At 68.3% G+C, this 19716-nt stretch carries 20 protein-coding genes and 1 other RNA gene; 12 read left to right on the top strand and 9 right to left on the bottom strand.

What is annotated here, in order from left to right; translation table 11 throughout:
• Positions 1–238 precede the first annotated feature (238 nt).
• Positions 239–1774 (top strand): glycerol kinase GlpK, encoded by a 1536-nt coding sequence (glpK, locus tag ACT3HL_RS00520; RefSeq protein WP_445084857.1) that lies wholly within the window; start codon positions 239–241, stop codon positions 1772–1774.
• Positions 1775–2240: 466 nt separating this feature from the next.
• Here glpK and ACT3HL_RS00525 read toward each other — a convergent pair whose 3' ends face one another.
• Positions 2241–3542, bottom strand: a complete 1302-nt coding sequence (locus ACT3HL_RS00525; RefSeq protein ID WP_445084858.1) for a dihydroorotase — start codon at positions 3540–3542, stop codon at positions 2241–2243.
• Positions 3543–3566: 24 nt separating this feature from the next.
• A complete protein-coding gene (locus tag ACT3HL_RS00530) occupies positions 3567–4253 on the bottom strand; it encodes a lipoyl protein ligase domain-containing protein (RefSeq protein ID WP_445085268.1) in 687 nt (228 codons plus the stop codon).
• 162 nt (positions 4254–4415) lie between these two features.
• Between ACT3HL_RS00530 and ACT3HL_RS00535 the strand changes: the two genes are divergently transcribed.
• Positions 4416–5429 carry a hypothetical protein gene (locus ACT3HL_RS00535; RefSeq protein ID WP_445084859.1) on the top strand — a complete coding sequence of 338 codons (1014 nt, stop codon included), beginning with the start codon at positions 4416–4418 and terminating at the stop codon, positions 5427–5429.
• 70 nt (positions 5430–5499) lie between these two features.
• On the opposite strand, the gene ACT3HL_RS00540 is transcribed toward ACT3HL_RS00535, so the two are convergent.
• Positions 5500–6081 (bottom strand): isochorismatase family protein, encoded by a 582-nt coding sequence (locus tag ACT3HL_RS00540; protein WP_445084860.1) that lies wholly within the window; start codon positions 6079–6081, stop codon positions 5500–5502.
• 90 nt (positions 6082–6171) lie between these two features.
• On the opposite strand from ACT3HL_RS00540, the gene ACT3HL_RS00545 reads away from it, so the two are divergent.
• On the top strand, positions 6172–7656 hold the full coding sequence (locus tag ACT3HL_RS00545; protein WP_445084861.1) for an Hvo_1808 family surface protein: 1485 nt from the start codon (positions 6172–6174) through the stop codon (positions 7654–7656).
• A 117-nt stretch (positions 7657–7773) separates the two neighbouring features.
• Entirely contained in the window at positions 7774–8937 is a 1164-nt protein-coding gene (locus tag ACT3HL_RS00550; protein ID WP_445084862.1) for a nicotinate phosphoribosyltransferase, read from the top strand.
• A gap of 13 nt (positions 8938–8950) precedes the next feature.
• On the opposite strand, the gene ACT3HL_RS00555 is transcribed toward ACT3HL_RS00550, so the two are convergent.
• Positions 8951–9553 carry a TIGR00296 family protein gene (locus ACT3HL_RS00555; RefSeq protein ID WP_445084863.1) on the bottom strand — a complete coding sequence of 201 codons (603 nt, stop codon included), beginning with the start codon at positions 9551–9553 and terminating at the stop codon, positions 8951–8953.
• Between the two features lie 291 nt (positions 9554–9844).
• Between ACT3HL_RS00555 and rnpB the strand changes: the two genes are divergently transcribed.
• The 3 genes from rnpB (at position 9845) to ACT3HL_RS00570 (ending at position 11953) form a co-directional block, all read left to right on the top strand.
• Positions 9845–10308: RNase P RNA component (rnpB, locus tag ACT3HL_RS00560), an RNA gene on the top strand.
• Positions 10309–10400: 92 nt separating this feature from the next.
• Positions 10401–11510: a matrixin gene (locus tag ACT3HL_RS00565; RefSeq protein WP_445084864.1), complete on the top strand. Its 1110-nt coding sequence runs from the start codon at positions 10401–10403 to the stop codon at positions 11508–11510.
• Between the two features lie 152 nt (positions 11511–11662).
• A complete protein-coding gene (locus ACT3HL_RS00570; protein ID WP_445085269.1) occupies positions 11663–11953 on the top strand; it encodes a hypothetical protein in 291 nt (96 codons plus the stop codon).
• A 55-nt stretch (positions 11954–12008) separates the two neighbouring features.
• Here ACT3HL_RS00570 and ACT3HL_RS00575 read toward each other — a convergent pair whose 3' ends face one another.
• Together ACT3HL_RS00575 and ACT3HL_RS00580 are read right to left on the bottom strand one after the other, a co-directional pair.
• Positions 12009–13295 (bottom strand): MBL fold metallo-hydrolase RNA specificity domain-containing protein, encoded by a 1287-nt coding sequence (locus ACT3HL_RS00575; RefSeq protein WP_445084865.1) that lies wholly within the window; start codon positions 13293–13295, stop codon positions 12009–12011.
• Positions 13296–14084, bottom strand: a complete 789-nt coding sequence (locus ACT3HL_RS00580) for a DUF5806 family protein (protein ID WP_445084866.1) — start codon at positions 14082–14084, stop codon at positions 13296–13298.
• Between the two features lie 134 nt (positions 14085–14218).
• Here ACT3HL_RS00580 and ACT3HL_RS00585 point away from each other — a divergent pair, with 134 nt between their 5' ends.
• Positions 14219–14587: a universal stress protein gene (locus tag ACT3HL_RS00585; RefSeq protein ID WP_445084867.1), complete on the top strand. Its 369-nt coding sequence runs from the start codon at positions 14219–14221 to the stop codon at positions 14585–14587.
• On the top strand, positions 14584–15141 hold the full coding sequence (locus ACT3HL_RS00590) for a GNAT family N-acetyltransferase (RefSeq protein WP_445084868.1): 558 nt from the start codon (positions 14584–14586) through the stop codon (positions 15139–15141). The genes ACT3HL_RS00585 and ACT3HL_RS00590 overlap by 4 nt, the downstream gene beginning before the upstream one ends.
• Before the next feature lie 52 nt (positions 15142–15193).
• Here ACT3HL_RS00590 and ACT3HL_RS00595 read toward each other — a convergent pair whose 3' ends face one another.
• A complete protein-coding gene (locus ACT3HL_RS00595; protein ID WP_445084869.1) occupies positions 15194–15652 on the bottom strand; it encodes a universal stress protein in 459 nt (152 codons plus the stop codon).
• Positions 15653–15769: 117 nt separating this feature from the next.
• Between ACT3HL_RS00595 and ACT3HL_RS00600 the strand changes: the two genes are divergently transcribed.
• The 3 genes from ACT3HL_RS00600 (at position 15770) to ACT3HL_RS00610 (ending at position 18008) form a co-directional block, all read left to right on the top strand.
• Positions 15770–16063, top strand: coding sequence for a thioredoxin domain-containing protein (locus ACT3HL_RS00600; RefSeq protein WP_445084870.1), 294 nt, complete (start codon positions 15770–15772; stop codon positions 16061–16063).
• Positions 16064–16178: 115 nt separating this feature from the next.
• Positions 16179–16328 carry a 50S ribosomal protein L40e gene (locus ACT3HL_RS00605; RefSeq protein ID WP_445084871.1) on the top strand — a complete coding sequence of 50 codons (150 nt, stop codon included), beginning with the start codon at positions 16179–16181 and terminating at the stop codon, positions 16326–16328.
• A gap of 573 nt (positions 16329–16901) precedes the next feature.
• Complete coding sequence (locus tag ACT3HL_RS00610; RefSeq protein ID WP_445084872.1) at positions 16902–18008, top strand: AI-2E family transporter; 1107 nt, start codon at positions 16902–16904, stop codon at positions 18006–18008.
• 141 nt (positions 18009–18149) lie between these two features.
• On the opposite strand, the gene ACT3HL_RS00615 is transcribed toward ACT3HL_RS00610, so the two are convergent.
• On the bottom strand, positions 18150–18935 hold the full coding sequence (locus ACT3HL_RS00615) for a DUF7260 family protein (RefSeq protein ID WP_445084873.1): 786 nt from the start codon (positions 18933–18935) through the stop codon (positions 18150–18152).
• A gap of 86 nt (positions 18936–19021) precedes the next feature.
• Positions 19022–19705, bottom strand: coding sequence for a glycerophosphodiester phosphodiesterase family protein (locus tag ACT3HL_RS00620; RefSeq protein WP_445084874.1), 684 nt, complete (start codon positions 19703–19705; stop codon positions 19022–19024).
• Positions 19706–19716 lie beyond the last annotated feature (11 nt).

Here is a 19716-nt window from a genome sequence, read left to right on the forward strand (position 1 = left end):
ACGGCACGGTCGGTGTCGGACGCCGCAGGCATCGGCGGGTTTTACGATTCTCCGCGTGGGAGGTGTACTATCGTAGCGGTTACAACTGAGTACGCATCCGATCCACGACAGCGTACGATCGGATGCGTCGTACTCGGCAGCGCCGCAGTGGCGCCCCGAACACCACGACACCGAGCAGTCCACGCCCCTCGGAACGCCCTATGACCGCTCGAAACACCGTCCCGTGACCCACGAGACAATGACTGAATCCACGTACGTCGGCGCGATCGATCAGGGAACGACCGGAACGCGCTTTCTCGTGTTCGATCGCGGCGGCCGGCCCATCGCGAACGCGTACGAGACCCACGAGCAGCTGTACCCCGAACCGGGGTGGGTCGAGCACGACCCAGAAGAGATCTGGTCGAACACGACCGCCGTTATCGGCCGCGCGCTCGACGCCGCCGGGATCGACGCCTCGCAGCTTTCGGCGATCGGCATCACGAACCAGCGGGAGACGACGGTCCTCTGGGACCGGGAGTCGGGGGCGCCGGTGTACAACGCGATCGTCTGGCAGGACCGCCGGACGACAGAGCGAATCGAAGCGCTCGAAGCCGACGGCAAAGCCGAGTGGATCCGCGCGGTCACCGGGCTGGAACCCGACGCGTACTTCTCGGCGACGAAGGCGGAGTGGATCCTCGACAACGCCGATCCGATCAAGATCAAGCGGACGTGCCCGGACGACGTCCGAGACCGCGCCGAGGCGGGGGACCTGTGCTTCGGGACGATCGACGCTTGGCTCATCTACCGGCTGACTGGCGAGCACGTCACGGACGTGACGAACGCCTCGCGGACGATGCTCTTCGACATCCACGAGCTCGTCTGGGACGACGAGCTGCTCGCGGAGTTCGACGTGCCGCCCGAAATCCTGCCGACGGTCCGTCCCTCGTCGGACGACGACTACTACGGGCGGACCGACCCCGAGGGGTTCCTCGGCGCGTCGGTCCCGGTGACGGGTGCGCTCGGCGATCAGCAGGCGGCGCTCTTCGGCCAGACGTGCTTCGACGCGGGCGACGCGAAGAACACCTACGGGACGGGATCGTTTATGCTGATGAACACCGGGACGGACGCGGTCTCGTCCGACAACGGCCTGCTCACGACCGTCGGTTTCCAGCGCTCGGGGGAGCCCGTCCAGTACGCGCTGGAGGGATCGATCTTCGCCACGGGCGCGGCCGTCGAGTGGCTGGCGGATATGACGCTCATCGACGACCCGGCCGAGAGCGAAGCGCTCGCGCGCGCCGTCGACACTACTGACGGTGTCTACGTCGTCCCCGCGTTCACCGGGCTCGGAGCGCCGCACTGGGACCAGCGCGCCCGCGGGACGATCGTCGGGATGACGCGCGGCACCCGGCGCGAGCACGTCGTCCGCGCGACGCTGGAGTCGATCGCGTACCAGACGCGCGACGTCGCCGAGGCGATGCTCGAAGACAGCGGCATCGAGCTCTCGGGCCTCCGCGTCGACGGCGGCGCGGTGAAGAACAACTTCCTCTGTCAGCTGCAGGCGGATATCCTCGGAACGGAAATCGTCCGCCCGGAGGTCGACGAGACGACCGCGCTCGGCGCGGCGTACGCGGCCGGCCTCGCGGTCGGGTACTGGGAGTCGCGTTCGGACCTCCGGGACAACTGGCGGGTCGACCGCGACTTCCGGCCCGATCCCGACGACGACGTCGACGAGCGGTACGGACGCTGGCGGGACGCCGTCGAGCGCTCGCTCGATTGGGCCAGAGAGGGCGAGTGACGATGCGCGTCGCAGCCGTCCAACTCCGCGCGTCGAACGGCCCGGGAGGACCCGCCGTCGCTGTCACGAGCAAAACGAAGTGACGGGCCCCCGCTCACTCCGTTCACGAAGACGCCGAGAGCGCACTCGCTTCCATTCCCGCCGACGGCGGCTCTCCAAAACGCAATCGCGTATCTGAACACCGCCCGCGCTCGGACGAACGTTCATATACGATCGCGGGGGCAGCACCCCCGTGACGTGAGGATCGCCCCGCGTCGGGTCGCGGGTGCCCGGCACGTCGACGCGGGACGCGACGACCTCTGAGACTCGTCGCGAGCGGGTGCCGGCTGTTCGCCCCTCTGTGATCGCGAGTATTCGCCTATAGTAGCGTTTGCAACTGATCGCACATCCGATCGCACGTACTCGTGCGATCGAGTGAGCGAAGACGTGCGAACGCTACTATAGTGAGGCCACCTCTCGGGCGTCGCTACCGGCGAACGTTCTCGCCGGTCGGCTCACCGACGACCTCCTCGCCGTCGTAGACCACCTCGCCTCGGACGAGCGTCAGATCGGGGAAGACGCCGGACATCCCCTCGAACGGCGTCCACCCGCACTTCGAGTGGAGGTCGTCTCCGCGGATCTCTCGTTCGTCCTCGGGGTCGACGAGCACGAGGTCCGCGTCGTAGCCCTCGGCGACGCGCCCCTTCCGCGGCAGGTCGAACACGTCGGCGACGTTCGCGGCGGTGACGTCCCGGACGCGCTCGTAGGTGATCTCGCTCCGCCGCGCGCGCTCGAGGAGCAGCGGCAGCATCGTCTCGACGCCGGGGACGCCGCTCGGCGCGTCCCACAGGCCGACGTCCTTCTCCGCCGTCGTGTGCGGCGCGTGATCGGTCGCGACGACGTCGACGTCGCCGCCGACGAGTCGGTCCCACAGCGCCCGACGCCGCTCTTCGCTCCTGAGCGGCGGGTTCATCCGCCCGTACGTCCCGAGTTCGCTCGCGTCCTCCCGCGAGAGAAAGAGGTGATGCGGCGTCACCTCGCACGTCGCGCCGCCGGCCGCGGCCGCGTCGACGCCCTCGGGCGTGCTCGTGTGCGCGATGTGGATCGCGGCCCCCGCCTCGGATCCGACTTCGACGGCGCGTTCGACAGCCGCCGCCTCGGCCTCGGCGCGGCGGTACTGGCTCCAGACGTCGGCGTCCGCGTCGCGGCCGGCGCCGCCGGCGTCGCGCTCGCGGGCGCTCCCGTCGAACAGGTCGGCGTCTTCGGCGTGGACCGTCACGACGACGCCTCGGAGCGCTGCGCGCTCGACGGCGTCGGCGAAGCGGTCGGTATCGATGCCCATATCGCCGGTCGAGTCGGCGAGGAACACCTCGCCCAGCGCGAACAGCGGCCGATCGAACAGCGAGTCGGGAGCCCAATCGGGGGTGACGCCCCCGTTGATGCCGTAATCGACGCACGACGCGCCCGCGAGCGACGCCTTCTCGTCGAACGCCGCGCCGGTGGTCGTCGGCGGCGTGGTGTTCGGCTGATCGACGACGGTCGTCACCCCGCCGGCCGCCGCGCTTCGAGAGCCGGTCGTCCACGTCTCCTTCTGGGCGTGTCCCGGTTCGCGAAAGTGCACGTGCGCGTCGATCGCCCCCGGGAGGAGCAGCCGCTCCGTGGCGTCGATGACGCGGTCCTCGTCCGTGGCGTCGACCGCGGAACCGACCGCGACGATCGTCCCCGATTCGACCCGGACGTCGCGGCGCCGCCCGTCGGCGAGCCGCGCGTCGCGAAAGAGTGTCGACATACGCGGGGATCGCCCGCTGTCGACCTAAGCCCGGCGGTTCCGATCGCCCGAGCCCGACCCCTGCCGACGCGACATGCCGTTCCCGTCGGACAGCGAATCGACCGCGACCGGCCGGCGCTGCAACTCGCCGCAGAACGACTCGACGAGCGCGTCGATCACCGCTTCGGAGTCGGCCGTGCCCCCGATCGCGGCGACGCTGTCGACCGACTCGGGGTCGAACGGCACGCCGAGCGCCTCGTACACCGGGTCGAGCACGGCCGCGAGTTCGTCGCGGGCGTCGACGACGACGATGCCGGAGACGAGGGCGGCGTCGCGCCGGACGCGCTGGGCGATACCCGAGAGCTTCCCGCGCGCTTGGACCGAGTGCGCTCCCGGACAGAACGACGCGTCGGGCTCTCCGCGACGCGCCGGCACGCCGAGCGACCGCAGCGCGCCGACGACACCGGTCACGGCGGCGTCGTACCGAGTACCGATCCCGCTGCGCGCGTCGGCTATGGGGACGACGACACCGAACGCCACGGTCGTCCCCGTGTACGCGACGGCCCGCCCACCGACGTCCCGTTCGATCGCGGGATAGCCGCGGGACTCGGCGGCCGACCGCGCCCGGTCGTATCCGTCGCTGCGGGCGTCGCGCCGGCCGAACGCCACCTGTCTGTGGGGCGTCCACGCGCGGACCGCGGCGACGCCGGAATCGGCGGTCCGATCCAGCATCGCGTCCGAGACTCCCCGGTCCGCGTCGGGAGCGCCGGGGCGGCCGCGCACGATCCGGACTGCCTCGGCGTCCGGGACCAACTCCTCGATCACGGGCGGCGATGCGTGCCGACGGACCTAAGCGCTCTCGGTCCGGCGGTGGGGTATGGTCGGTGATGTCGGGTGAACGCCGAGCGAGTCGTTCGCCTCTCCGGATCGACGCTTCGAACGTACTCGCGCTTCTCGCGGTACAACTCGCCGTATCCCGCGCACGATTCCGGCTGTGCCGTCGATCTCTATCCGGCGACGAACGAGGCCGCTTCGCCCGTCGCCGGCGACGTGATCGAGACGAAAACGGTCCGCGCGCCGGCGAAACCGTACGCGGCGGACGAGGAGTACCTCGTCCTCGTCGACGTCGACGCCGGGCGAAGCGACATCGACGTCGTTGCCTCTGGTGCGGATAACGCGGATGCGGACGACCTCATCGCGCGCGTCCTCCACGTCCGTCCGACCGTCGAACCGGGCGACACCATCGGCGTCGGCGACCCGATCGGCGAGCTGGTCCGCTCGGGCTTTTTCGCTCCGTGGGTCGAGAACCACCTCCACGTGGGGTTCCGGCGGGTCGACCAGAACCCGTACCGGGCGGGGGGATCGCTCCCTGTCGTCGCCGACGTCGCGGTCGAGCCCCTCCCGTGGGACGGCGTCGGAACCGTCGTCGACGCGGGCGAGACGTACGCGCTCCTCGACGCGCCGAGACACCCCGCCCAGGGGGATCGGTTCGCGGGTATCGCGGCGTCCGCCGATGTCGGCGACGGGTGTCGCCCGCCCGATGCCGGCGAGGCGTCAACCGAGAGAGCGCTCGTCGCTCTCGATGGCGGCGTGGCTCACTACGCGGGCGGCGGCGTCCTGACTGGGACGCGACCCAGCGGCGGGACGGGGGCCCACGGGGGCGAACCGGGCGGGACTGGGGCCGTTTCGTTTCTCGGACATCCGATCGGTGATCGGACCGGACGAAACGTCGCTTGGCGCGATATCGACGTCCTCGCGAACGGCGAGCGAATCACCGGGCTCTCGCTCTTCGTCGGCTTCGATGCGGCGTGCGGCGCGAAGCTCGTCTGTCCCGATCGGGAGTTCGAGACCGGCGACCGGGTCCGCGTCACGATACGCGACAGCGACGACCCGGTCAGGCTCGGCTGAGGTGCCCGGCACGTGGCCGTTCGGCGCTACTCGCCGGGCGCCGTTCACCGGGCGCCTGTGGGGCCGGATCTCACTCGAATTCGACGGCCTCGCGCTGGAGAACCTCGCCGAACAGCCAGTCGGCGTGTTCGAGCGCGTATTCCCGGTGGTCCTCCTCGACCGCGCCGATCGCGTCCGCGACCAGCACCGGTCGGTAATCTCGGAGACCGGCGCTGCCGGCGGTGTGGAGCACGCAGACGTTCGCGAGCGTCCCGCAGATCAGCAGGTCGTCGATGCGGCGGGCCGTCAGCCAGCCGTCGAGTTCGGTCTCGTAGAACGCGTCGTAGGTGTGCTTTTCGACGACGTGGTCGTTCGGGCGGACGTCGAGTTCCTCGACGATGTCGGCCTCCCACGACCCCTCGACGACGTGTTCGCCCCAGCGATCGAACTCGTCGTAGTAGTGCGCGCCCTCGAACTGCTCGGGCGGGTGGACGTCGCGAGTGTAGACGATCTGTGCGCCCGCGTCGCGCGCGTCAGACACGAGCGCGTCGACGTCATCGACGACCGACTCGCTCCCGGGAGCGTGGAGGCTTCCGTCGGGGTGACAGAAGCCGTTCTGCATATCGACGACGACGACGGCGGTGCGTTCGGGATCGAACGAAGCGACTGCCATACGCAGTAGTCGTCAGCGACCGGACAAATGAGTTCTCCCGGACAGCCGGTGCGGAAAGGTACTTCCGCGCGTGGCCCGTCCGTGCCCACAATGACGCAGCGACGCGGGCTCGCGGTCTCGGCCGTCGCCCTGTTACTCGTTATTGCGGGGTGCAGCGCGCCGACGATGGAGGCCGGACCGGGGGTCGGCAGCGACGCGGTCGCGGCCCCGAACGCCGACTTCGAGGATCCCAGTCGGGACGTCCTCGGCTGGGAGGACGGCTACTGGTACAACGAGTCGAGCGACGTCGACCAGTCTGACGGGCTCTCCGACGAGGAGCTGGACGCGTACGTGGCTCGTTCGATGGCGCGCGTCGAATACCTCCGCGGACTGGAGTTCGAGGACCGCGTCCCGGTTTCTATCATCTCGCGCGAGGAGTACCGCAACCGCTCGGAGGGGTCCTCCGACGCCGGGACGGACGGTGAAGGCGGACCGGATACGACGGGCGAAGCGAGTCAGGCCGACGCGTACAACCGCTGGAACGACCAAGTGTGGGAGGCGCTGTTCGTCACGGGCGAGTCCCAGAGCAGCGGCTCGGCCATCGGCGAGACCCGGAGCTCCGCGGTCGCCGGCTTCTACTCGCCGTCCGACGACGAGATCAAGATCATCACCGACACCCCCGAGTCGCCGACGATCAACAACGCGACGCTCGTCCACGAACTCGTCCACGCGCTCCAGGATCAGCACTACGATCTGACGAAAGAGAAGTACGCCGGTCGGACGCAGGACGAACAGCTCGCCACCGACGGGCTGATCGAGGGCGACGCGGGGTACGTCGAGCAGCGGTACGCCGAACGCTGCGGCGCCGAGTGGGAGTGCGTTTCGACGCCTCCGAGTAGCGGCGGTGGCGGCAGCGGCGGCGACGGCCCCAACCTCGGCGTCTTCCTGACGATCTTCCAGCCGTACTCCGACGGTCCGGCGTACGTCCACGACCTCGTCGGCTCGGAGGGGTGGGACGCGCTCGAGGAGCGCTTCGAGACGCCCCCGGAATCCTCCGAGCAGATCATCCACCGGACCGGTGAGTCCCCGGTGCCGATCGACTACCGAGACCGCGCTCGAAACGGCTGGGAGACGTTCCCCGAACAGGGCGTCGACGGCTCCGACACCGCCGGCGAGGCGTCGATGTACGTGATGTTCTGGTACCAGGCGCAGCGGTACGGCGCCGATACGATCGATTTCCGGGCCATCACGACCTCGGACAACCGATACGACACGTACAACTACGCCGCCCCGCCCTCCGCGGGATGGGGCAACGACCGCCTGTTCCCCTATGAGAAACGGGGCGAGGCGGGGACGCAGTACGGCTACGTCTGGGTGACCGAGTGGGACACAGAGCGCGACGCCCGGCAGTTCCAGCGGGCCTACCGGTCGATTCTCGACGCCCACGACGCCGAACAGCGGGCCGAGGGGACGTACGTCGTCCCAGACGGTGAGTTCGAGGACGCGTTCCGCGTCACCCGCTCGGGGACGCGCGTGACGGTCGTGAACGGGCCGACCGTCGACGACCTCTCGGACATCCGGCCACGGGACTCGTGACCGCTGACTGACCCGCCGCTCTCGCCCCACGTCTGCGGAAACACAGTGAAGACGAGCGGCTTTCGGTCCGGCGAGACGAACGAGTGCGTTTTTCAGCGCGCCCGGCGAACGGCGCCTATGGAGTTCGACATCGTCGGTCCCGACGCCATCTCCGAGGGGTCGGCGACCGACGCGTACTTCGATCGGACCGAGACGACGCTTCGGCACGCAGGGCGGAACCCCCACGTGGTCGCGGAGGTCACCGCCGATCAGTTCCCCGACGGCGAGTACGAGTTGTTGGCGGGCGTCAAAGACGCCGCGGCGCTTCTCGAGGGACGGGACGTCGACGTCGACGCGATCCCGTCGGGACGGCTGTTCGACGGCGGCCCCGTGATGCGGATCGAGGGCGACTACCTGGAGTTCGCGCGCTTCGAGACGTCTCTTCTGGGCTTCCTCTCGCACGCGTCCGGCGTCGCGACCGCCGCGCTCGATGTCCGGCGGGCGGCCCCCGACTCGCTCGTCCTCTCGTTCGGCGCGCGGCACGTTCACCCGTCGATCGCCGCGATGGTCGAACGCAGCGCGCTCGTCGCGGGGCTCGACGGCTTCTCCCACGTCGCCGCCGGCGACGTGATCGGCCGCGAGGCGAGCGGGACGATGCCGCACGCGCTCGTCATCTGCTTCGGCCGGGGCGAGCAGGAACAGGCGTGGAGGGCCTTCGACGAGGCGGTCGGCGAGGGCGTCCCGCGCGTCGCGCTGTGCGACACCTACTCCGACGAGGTCGACGAGACGCTCCGGGCCGCGGCCGCCCTCGGCGATCGGCTCGACAGCGTCCGCCTCGATACGACCGGCTCCCGGCGCGGCGACTTCCGGCACATCCTCAGAGAGGTCCGGTGGACGCTCGACGCCCACGGCCACGAGCACGTCGACGTCTTCGCCTCCGGCGGCCTCGGCCCCGAGGACCTCCGCGACCTCGGAGACGTCGCCGACGGGTTCGGCGTCGGCGGCTACGTCTCCAACGCGGACCCGGTCGACTTCGCGCTCGACATCGTCGAAGTCGACGGCGACCCGGCGGCCAAACGCGGGAAGCTCACCGGCGCCAAGGACGTCTACCGGACCGTCGACGGCGGTCACCACGTCGGCCTCCGGGGTCAGGAGGGGCCGACAGACGGCGAGAAGCTCCTGCAGCCGCTGCTCCGCGACGGCGAGATCGTCGACGAGTTCGATTTCGGAATCGATGCCGCCGCCGAGCGGGCCGCTCTGGATGCCGATCGGTGCGGCTACGAGGCGTCAGACGGCCGCTAATCTCTCCGAAGAACTATACTTCTTCGACGCTGCCGCCGTCGGCGCGCTCGCGGAAGACCTGTCCGTCGAAGAGCGTGACTGTCGTGTCGTCGTCCTGCCACGCGAGCGGCGAGATGCCGGCCTTCCGGCAGGCGTGTGTGAGGAACTGCTCTTCGTTCCAGCCGTTTTCGATCGGGATGGTCGGGTAGAGCCACCCGTGGCTGCCGTCCTTGTCGACGACGACGCCGTGCGTCCCGAGTTCGACGTCCTCGAGCGGTCTATCGGTCGGCGTGTAATCGCAGACGATGCAGACCGAGATGGTGAGATTCGACAGTTCGGGCTGTTCGATCTCGGACCCGCAGGAGTCCCCCGACGCGGCCTGGATGGCGGCGTCGACGATGGCGTGTCCGAGTTGATCGCTGCCCCTATACGCGCCCGCACAGCCGCGGAGGCGGCCGCGACCCCGAGTCGATCGGATACGGACGAACGCCCCGGTGCGCGCGTAGAACGCGTCACGCATACTGCCGGGCTGTTCGCGCTGGCCGTGGAGAACGTACGATTCGACCGATTCTCGCGCTAGCTCGACCGCTCTCGCCCCGTCGTCGTAGGAGAGACGAACGGTCTGCGCCTCGGACATACATCGGTACAGGGCCTCACCCGACTTGAACGCTTCCCTTCCTCCGGGGCTCGCAGGGCTGTACTGGTAGGTTCCGGCTGTGTCATCCGAAACGGTGGTAGTAAGGTGATACGCTTTCCTCGACGTCCTCGGTATTCGGCGGTTCGGGGGTAGGCGGCGATTACCGCCTGCGTCAGCATACCGGTATCAATTGGATACCGTCCACGACGGGACGAGCCGAAGTGCAGCGTGCGACGACTGTTCGGCAGCCGACCGAACGCCTTATGCGACGAACGTCCCTACGTATCGGACGGCAGAGAGAGCTCGGCTCCCGTCGGTCCGATCGGACCGATGAGGAAAGTCCCCCCACCGTCCGGACGGGTGACCGGGCGCAAGCCCGGAGTCGGAGACGGCTGGCTCTGGAACAGAAACGAGACCCCTCGGCCCGACCGATGAGACGCGCGCGGCGACACCGCCGCCGGCGCTCGCGGGGAGACCCGCGGGCGCGCGAACCGACCCGCGAGGGGAGGGAGTTGACCCGTCGAGGGCAGTGCGGTCGCAACGCGACCGCAGAACGTGAGCGGCGACAGCCGCGAACAGCGCGGTCGCTCCGCGGCTGCGACTGTCGAACGGCCGCCACGCTCGCCGACGGCCGAGAACGGATGGAACGGCGAATCTTCACCGGTGCAAGTCCGCGCCGCGAAAGTAGTCCGGACAGGGCGCGGACGCTCAGCCGAATGCCGAGACGAACAGAAGGGGGCTTACTCCTCTCAGCCGCTTTGTGACCGGGAGTGCCGACTGTGTGAGCGCCGCGCTCCCACCGGCGTCGGTCCGAACATTCTTTGTCGCCTCCGACCACGGCTCGACCGTGTCGAACAGATCATCGAGACGGGTGGGCGTCACGGCGGCGCTCGCACTCGTACTCGTCCTCTCGGGCTGCGCCGGTCCGATCGTCGACGTTCCCGGGGCGGATCCGACGACGAGCCGAGGCGGTGTCGGGACGACGGGGTCCGCCGTCACCGACTCGCCGATGCCGGACGCGCCGCAGGCGACGTCGCCTGCGGAGCCCTCGCCGACGCCGACGGCGGCTCCCGGCCGTGAGAGCCCGTGGGGTGCTGATCCGATCGTCGTCGCCGTGGCCGACGCCGCGGGGACCGGTCGCGAGTGGACGCCGCTCGTTCGCGAGGCGGCGGCGTACTGGGAGGAGCGCGCCGAGCGCTTCGCCGGATACCCCGTCGAGTACGAGATCCGCCCGGACGCGTCGAACCCGGACCTCGTCGTCGAGTTCGTCGACGCGGTCCCCGAGTGCGACGGCGCGGCCGACGCCGCGGGATGCGCGCCGCTGATCGAGGACCGACGACAGATCGATCGGCCGGAGACGGTGTCCGTCCGGACGGGGTTCTCCGACGATTCGACCGTGCTCGTGCTCGAACACGAACTCGGCCACACGCTCGGGCTCACCCACGAGGACGCCCCGGCGGACGTGATGGCGAGCCGCTCGGTGCTCTACACCGAACCGCTCCCGGACGCGACCGAACGGGCGTTCCCGTGGGACGACGCCGAGTTCACCGTCTACGTCGACGCCGCGAACGCCTCAGATCCGGACGCGTTCCGCCGTCAGGTCCGCCACGCCCTGACGTACTACGAGGACGGCCCGCCGGGGATGCCGACGAACCTCTCGTTCACGACGGTCGATTCCGCCGCCGCCGAGATCGTCGTGCGCCCGGTCGAGACGTCGCCCTGCGGCGGGGGCGCGGCCTCCTGCGGTCGGACCGCCGGCTGGGACCCCGACGGCGACGGGGCCATCGAGACGTACTCGCAGCTTCGGGTCTCGCTCGTCGACCTCGACGCCGACGCGGTCGGCTGGCACGTCGGTTACTGGATGGCCCACGGCTTCGGTGCCGAAGCCGACGCCGAGAAGCCGCCGCCGTTCCGCGACGCCTCCTACGAGGAGATCCGTAGCGAGTGGTGGGCGTAGCTCCGTAGCGAGTGGTGGGAGTTAGCGCGCGGTAGGTCGCGGCTCTCTCGGGGACGACTCACGGCACCACGCGCCGGCGGATTCTTCTCGGTGCAGTCCGAATTACGTCTGTGACCGAGAAACGTGACGGCGACGGCGACTCGCCCCTTGAGATGGCGGGATTCGACGCCGAGGAACTGACCGCACGGCTCGAAGCGGAGTTCGAGGGCGACGACGCCGAGTTCCGCGTCGTGGCGCGACAGGCGCGCGACCTCGCCGACGCCGGGATCGTCGCCGACGACCGCGGTCAGCCGCTCACCGTCGAGTCGATCGTCCGCAACTTGGCGGACGCACCGTCGGAATCGACCGTCGCCGACCGCTGGAACTGGTGGCTGAGCGCGCTGGAGACGGCCTACGGCGGCTACCGCGAGTTCGAGGTCCGAGCGTTTCCGGAGGGGGAGTGACGCGCCTCGAGCGCCAGCCGTCGTTCTTCGGGTGTCCGAAGCGCCCTCGACCGCGCTACGATCCGTCGACGGTGACTGTTTCTCCGACGGCTGGGGCGGAGGCGTCGAAGCCGTCGGCCGCCAACTCCGCTGCGAACGCCGCGCAGCGGTCGCCGTGGTTTATCAAGATCTCGGCGTCCCCGTAACCGTCGAGGAACGACCTGATCCCGTCTCGATCGGCGTGGGCGGAGAAGTCGTACTGCTCGACGCGCGCGCTGATCGGCATCACCCGACCGTCGATCTCGGCGCTCCCCGTCTCGAGGAGGTCGCGTCCGGGCGTCCCCTCGACCTGATAACCGGTCAGCGCGATCTTGTTCACCGGGCTCCCCCGTATCTCTGGGACGTACGTCATCGCGGGGCCGCCCGAGAGCATCCCGCTGGTGGTGATGATCGCCGCCTTCTGCTGTGTGATGCGCTTGCGCTGGCCGTCGCGCCCCGTGACGAACCGCGCGTGTGACTTCGCCCGCCGGAGCGCGTCGGCGTCGCGAAGGAACTCGGGGTGTCGCAGGAGCATCCGCGTGACTCCCTTGCCCATCCCGTCGACGTAACAGGGTATGTCGTGCGCCTCGCAGACGAGCATCATCTCTTGGGTGCGGCCGATGGCGAACGCCGGCACGACGACCGTGCCGCCCTCCCACAGCGTCGTTTCGACGCTCTCGACGAAGCGTTCCTCGACGGTCGCGCGCGCCTCGTGATCCACGTCGGCGTACGTGCTCTCGCAGACGACGACGTCCGCGTCGGGTCGCGCAGTTGTCCCAGAGACCAACCGCTGGTCGTGGGTGTGGAAATCGCCGGTGTAGAGCAGTCGCGTCTCCCCGCCGTCGTCATCGGACTGCGCCCGATCGCTCGAGGGACTCCGTCCCTCGCTGACGAGAACGTGCGCGCTCCCGGGGATGTGACCGGCGTTGTAGAACGTCACCTCGAAGCCGGCGGCCTCGAAGGGCTCGCGGTAGCCGTGCGCCTCCGAGACCTCCGCGACGCGCCGGAGGTCGTTCTCGGTGAACGGACACCGCAGCGTCCCGCCGTGTAACTTCAGCGTGTCGCGGGCGAGCGTTCGCGCGAGCTCCCGCGTCGGCGGCGTCCAGTGGATCGGCGGTCTGGCGTCCCCGGAGAGCAGCGACGGAAGCGTGCCGACGTGATCCAGATGGCCGTGGGAGACGACGACCGCGTCGGGCGCGGGCGTCTCCACCGGAAACCGAGGTGGATTGCCGGTCAGCAGTCCGAAGTCCAAAAGCAGCGAGTCGTTGACGAGGATCGCGCTCCGCCCGACTTCGCGCGCGCCGCCGAGGAACCTGAGCTCCATCTACGCGTCGCCGCCGGCGTTCGGCTCGTCGGTGACGCCACCGCCGCTGTCCGCGTCCGCCCCGCCGTTGAGCTCCTCGGCTCGGAGGTCGGCGCTCGCCTCCCTGACTTCCCGCATCACGCTCGAGATGCGCTCTTCGGCCTCTAACTCCTCCTCGACGGAGAGGTCGACGCCCTCGACCTCCAGCAGGAACTTCGCGATCTCGGTCACCTCGTACATCAGCTCGTCGAGCTCCTCGGCGGTGAAAAAGCCCGACATCGCGCCGTAGAGGAACGTCGCCCCCGACTTCCGCACTTTCCCCTCGAACGACGACCGCGCCTGATTGACCGCCTGCGGCGTGTACGTGTCGGTCATGAACGGCACGAGGTCGGGGAGGTTCTCCCCGATCTTCGTCATCTCGACCCCCGTCTCGGTCCGAAAGTCCGCACAGAGCCGGGCGATCGCCCACTCGCGGGCGGTGACGTAGGTCCGATCGCGCAGGAAATCGTTGACCCGGTCGTACTGCGCGCCGTCGACCTTCTTGAACCGCGCGTACTTGCGGACGTCCGCCGGGGTGTCGTCGCCGGCCCCGTCAGCGTCGCCGGTGTCGTCCCCCGCTCCGACGTCGTTGTCGGCCTCGACGTCTTCTCCCGCTCCGACGTCGTCGTCCCCGACGCTGTCACCCGATCCGACGTCTTCTCCCGCTCCGACGTCGCCATCCGCGTATTCGGCGGTGCCCTCAGCCGCGTCGGTATCGCCGCCGTCGGCCTCGGCGTCGGCCGGCGACGCTTCGGCGTCGTCGTCTTCCATACTGCCGCGTGTCGCCCCGACGCCAAAAAGCGTTCTGTCGGCCGACTGTGCGCTCCGAGGTGGGCGCGCGGACCGATGGCCGGAAAACCGACGCACCCGACGATTTTTCTACTCCGGCGACGACATCCGGGCGTATGAGAATCCTCCTCGGGATCGACGGCGCCGACGACTCGATCCACGCACTGGAGCAGACGGTCACGCGGGTCGCAGAGACGGACGACGAGCTGACAGTCGCCATCGTCGACGGCGCGGGCGCCGATCGCGCGGCCGACGACGTCGAAGCCGAGGTCGACCGCGTCGTCGACGACGCGGGGATCGACGCGACGATCCGCCGCGTCGACGGCGACGCCGGGAGCGAACTCGTTCACATCGCCGAGTCGGAGGGCTTCGACCGGATCGCCCTCAGCGGCGGGACGACGAGTCCGATGGGCAAGATCCAGCTCGGCAGCACGGCGGAGTTCGTCCTGCTGAACTCACACGTCAGCGTCCTCCTCATCAGATGAGCCGAGACCGCCGCTACCCCGACGCGGTCGCGGGACCGTTCGAAACCCCGCCGCTTCGGTTCGAGGACCACGAGGGCCGGGCGATAGAGGTCCGCCCCTACGAGGGGACCGACCGCGAGTACGAGGCCGTCGCGTCGATGTACGTCGCGTTCGATCCCGCCGACCGCGCGCAGGGCATCCCTCCGAGCGAGGAGCAGCGGATCCACGAGTGGCTCGGGAACATCCTGACCGACGAGTGTCTGAACGTCGTCGCGTGGGACGGAGAGACGGCCGCGGGCCACGCCACGCTCGTCCCGGACGGCGACGCCTACGAACTCGCCATCTTCGTGCTGCAGGCGTACCAGCAGGCCGGCATCGGAACGCATCTGATGAAGAGCCTGCTGGGATACGGGGCGGAGTCCGGCGTCGAGAAGGTGTGGCTCACCGTCGAGCGGTGGAATCAGCCGGCCGTGAACCTGTACCGAAAGATCGGGTTCGAGGTCAGCGACTCCGAGAGCTTCGAGATGGAGATGGGGATCCGACTCACCACCGCCGGGAGCGCCGCCGACGAGTAGACGCGGCCCGCCGCCGACGAGAGTGGGACCGGAGCGGGTGTCGGTCGCCCGCCTACACGGAGAGTACCGGCTGGCTCGCGTACAGGAGCACGTACTCTGCGGCCTTCGCGAGAATCTCGCCGGGGTCGCCCGAGACGGGTTCCCGCGGGACGACGAGGAAGTCGGCTTCGAGTTCCTCCGCGGTGTCGAGCACGACGCTCCCCGGGTGTCTGAGTTTCATCTTCGTCGAGAAGCCGTAGGCGACCGACGTCGAGACCGACACGTCGTTGGCGGCCGCGATCTCCTCGGCGGTCTCGGTGATGGCTTCGCTGTCGGCGGCGACCTGTGCGTCGTCGACCTCTCCGTTCTCGATCGCCTCGACGACGTCCTCGGCGAGGACGTGGACGACGTGCACCGTGGCGTCGTACTCGGCGGCGATCGCGGCGGCGTGCGCTACCGCGTCTGCCGACTCGTCGCTCGCGTCAACCGGGACGAGTACGAGGTCGACTGACAGCGGTCGGCGTGCGGTCATACACGCACCTGCGACGTGCGACGGCAAAAATCCTCATACTGTCGACGGACGTTCGGTGACCCTCCCGAGAGCGCGGCTTCGCCGCCGTGGAAACGCTTATGCGCCGTCCCGCGCAAGGTGGCTACGCACACGATGACCGTTCGAGTACTCGATTTCTACGCCGACTGGTGCGGGCCATGCAAGAAGCAGGATCCCATTTTGGAGGACCTCGAAAGCGACTACGGCGACGTCGAGTTCCAGAAGATCGACGTCGACGACGCACAGGACGTCGCGAATCAGTATCAGGTCCGATCGCTGCCGACGGTCGTCGTCGAGACCGACGACGGCATCGTCGACCGCTTTGTGGGCTTCACCCAGCGCGAGGACATCGAGTCCGCGCTCCAGCGGGCCGCGCAGCCAGCCGACGCCTGACCGGGCGGCCCACGGCCCTCTCGGGAGCACCTCCGTCCACGTACGAGCCCCCCGTCCCGCGCTCCCGTTCTCTCGTCTCGCAAGCGTTATACTTCCACGTCCGGAACCGAGGGGTATGCCCAAGAACGAAGCCGCCGTGAACCGAACGCTCGAGAAGCAGATCTGTATGCGCTGTAACGCGCGCAACCCGAAACGCGCGACGCAGTGCCGCAAGTGCGGCTACAAGAACCTTCGACCCAAGTCGAAGGAACGCCGGGCGGCCTAGATCGGTCGCACTACCGGAACGGCCGCGCTTCGGTCGGTGGACGTATCGTAAGAGCCGGCGGCATCGCGGTTTCTCGACGGCTGGGTCGCGGACGCTCTCGGACAGTCGATTTCGTCGATGGTCAATGCTCTCGAATAGGCGACGCTCTCGACAGTCAATGCCTTCGGTTATAGTAGCGTTTGCAAGTCTTCGCGCATCTGATCGCACGACTGCGTGCGATCGAATGCGCACTCAGTTGCAAACGCTACTATAGATATCCCCGACTAGGCGAATTATATTAGGTATATATACTTATCTGTCCAAAAATATTTTATATCGACGCCCGTTTGATACCTCATATGGGTGAAGATGACAAACAATCTCCAGTGCCGCCACACACCGAATACGCGCACACTCGGTTCCGATGTCGTCGGTGCGGTGTGACTGTTCCGCTGGACAGCGTCGATGGTCCTCTGTGCGTGAACTGTCGATCGGCGATCTGACGCGGACTGTTGTCGTCTCCGCTCGGTGACTGTCATCTCACGGGCCGCCGTCGGTTACGTTTTTAGGTTCGATACGCGAAGCGTCGGCTGTATGAACGGTAACCGATTCGCCGTCGCCCTGTTCGGTATCCTCGTTTCCGTCGCCATCGCCGCCCTCGCCTTCGAGTTCATCGCCCCGCTGACGGTTTCGGTCTTCCTGTACTACTCGACGCGCCGGTACCATCAGGCGCTCAGCCGCTTCCGTCTCCCGGCGAGGATCCGCGCCGCGATCGTGATGGCCTCGCTCGCGGTTCCGCTCATCTTCTTGGTGAGCTATGCGACGGTGCTCATGGTGGTCGAAGCGCGGCAGTTCATCGAGGAGTACGCTCTCGTCAGCGTCGCCAACGACAACTTCGAGTGGTTCGGCGGCATCACGGAGATTCCGGAGTTCACGGTCCAAGGGCTCTACGACGCGTACCAGTCGGGCGATCTGGCGCCGTTTATCGACTTCGCGACCGAGCACGCCACCTTCCTGACGACGCTGGTCTCGGAGTTCTTCTTGAACGTGTTCATCGTCGTCATCGTCACCTACTACCTGCTGATCGACGGGCACCGAATCAGCCGGTGGCTCCTCAGATTCGACGATGAGGCGATCATCCGCGAGTACCTCGAAGCTGTCGACAAGGAACTCGAGGCGGTCCTGTTCGGTAACCTGCTGAACGTGCTCGCCATCTCGCTGATCGCGATCGGATCGTTCAGCGCGTACAACGCGTTCGTGCCCGCGCCGGCGGAGGTCCCGTACCCCGCCCTCGCTGGTGCACTCACCGGCATCGCGAGTCTGATCCCCGTCGTCGGGATGAAGATCGTCTACGTCCCGCTGGTGATCATCAGCGCGCTGCCGATCGTCCTCGGCGGCGACCCGACGAACCTGGCGTACATCGCCGGCCTCGTCGTCGTCGCGGTCGTCGTCGTCGACACGATCCCGGATCTGGTGCTCAGACCGCTGCTCAGCGGCGAGGAGACCCACGTCGGACTGTTGATGTTGGCCTACACGCTCGGCCCGGTCGTGCTCGGGTTCTACGGGCTCTTCTTCGCGCCGATCCTGCTCGTGGTGGGACTGACGTTCGCGAACACGGCGCTCCCGAGGCTGCTGAACGGGTCCGTTAGCGAGGGGCCTCCCGCGTCCGAACGGGGTGAACACGCCGGCGAACAGCAGTGACGGGAACGCCGTCGGACGCTGTCGACGACCCCCTCCAACCCGTTCCGTCGACCACACAGGGGCAGGCGTACGCCGCGAACAGCCCGGGGGGTTCATCCACCGCATCGGTCGCTCCCGAGAGTAGCCTTTGCCACTGAGTACTCATCCACCTCGGGAGAGCGCGCGCTCTCGATCGGTGCGGTACGTCCGGACGGTTTCGTCCAGCGAGACGATCAGCGACAGGATCGGGTATCGCTCCTCGAACTCGTGATAGAGATACGTTGGAATGTCGGGCGCGGCCGTCGGAATGTTGAACTCGCGCCGCTGCCGTATTATCGCCTCCTGCCGGTCGATCGAGATCCCCTCGCACTTACCGGAGAGCGTGTTCAGTCGGTTCCATTCCGCTTCGAGCGCGCCGTAGCTCCATCGCGGGGACACCTCCGGATCGAAATCGCGAAGCTCCCTGCGGATCGGATCGATTGCCTGCTCCACCGCACTGATCGACTCGGATTCGATGTCGAGCGTCCGGAGCAGTCCCTCGCGCTCGGAGCAGCACTCCCGTGCCTTCGACAGCAGCGCCCGCTTGAGTTGCTCGCCGAGGTGGTCCCCCGCTGTCAGGAGATATCCGATCTCCGGGCCGAACTCCTCGGTCACGCTCTCCTCGTAGGTGTCGCCGTACTCGTGGACGTAGTGTGGAACGTCCATCACAGTCGACTCGTACGCGTCGCGAACCCGGTCCAGTCCCGGCGTCCGTTCGATACTGCGAAGCTGTGCCGCGCCCGCAGACGGCGCGGCCGCGGTCGGCTCGACGGCGTCCACCCGGTCGGCAAAGGCTTCGAACGCCTCCCGCTCGTCGGTCACGTAGCGGCGTTCCGTTCGAACGCAGGCTCGAACGGCGTCGAGAACGCGCTTCGAGTCGCCCACATCCGGCGCGGTTACGGCCGCCATACCCGGAGTCGGGTCGGCAGACCGCGTAAAGGCTTATAATAGACGTATTGGGGGGACGATAGCGCTCTGACCGCTATGTACTCTCCCTAGACGACGTCCCACCTGTCGACGATGAGTCCGTCCGCCCCGGACGCGATGAGTTCTGCTGCCGCGGTCTCGTCGGCAACCGTCCAAGCGTAGACGGAGAGGTCCATCTCGTGTGCCGATTGGACGACTCCGGTGTCGAGGACTAGCTCTTGGCTCGGATGGACGGCGCTGCAGCCGAGCGTCGTCGCAGTTTCGACCGCTCGCTCGGCGTCCGAGGCGGTGATGAGGGCGATATCGGCGGTCGGATCGGCATCGCGTACCTCGCGGAGGGCGGTCGGGAGAAACGACGAGAACCGGACCTCGTTTTCGACCTCGTTCGCGGCCGGTAGCGCGTCGACCGCGATCCCGGGCTCCTTGAGCTCCAAGTTGACGCGGGTGTCAGCCGGAACTGCCTCGAGAACGGCCGACAGTCGAGGAATCGGTTCAGCGGAGTTGAGGATGTCGAGTTCCCGAAGCGTCCGGTACTCCACCTCGGAGACGGCCCCGCTTCTGCCCGTCAAACGGTCCAATCGCTCGTCGTGAAAGACCACAAGCTCCCCCGATCCGCAGCGCCGCACGTCGACTTCGATCTCGTCGACGTGTGGGGCCGACAGCTCGACCGCTCGAAAGGTGTTCTCGGGGTACTGACCGGCGCACCCACGGTGAGCGCTGATCCGCACCCCGTCGCTCCTCGAGTCCGTCATCGCTGTTCCGC

The sequence above is a fragment of the Halobellus sp. GM3 genome, assembly GCF_052545375.1.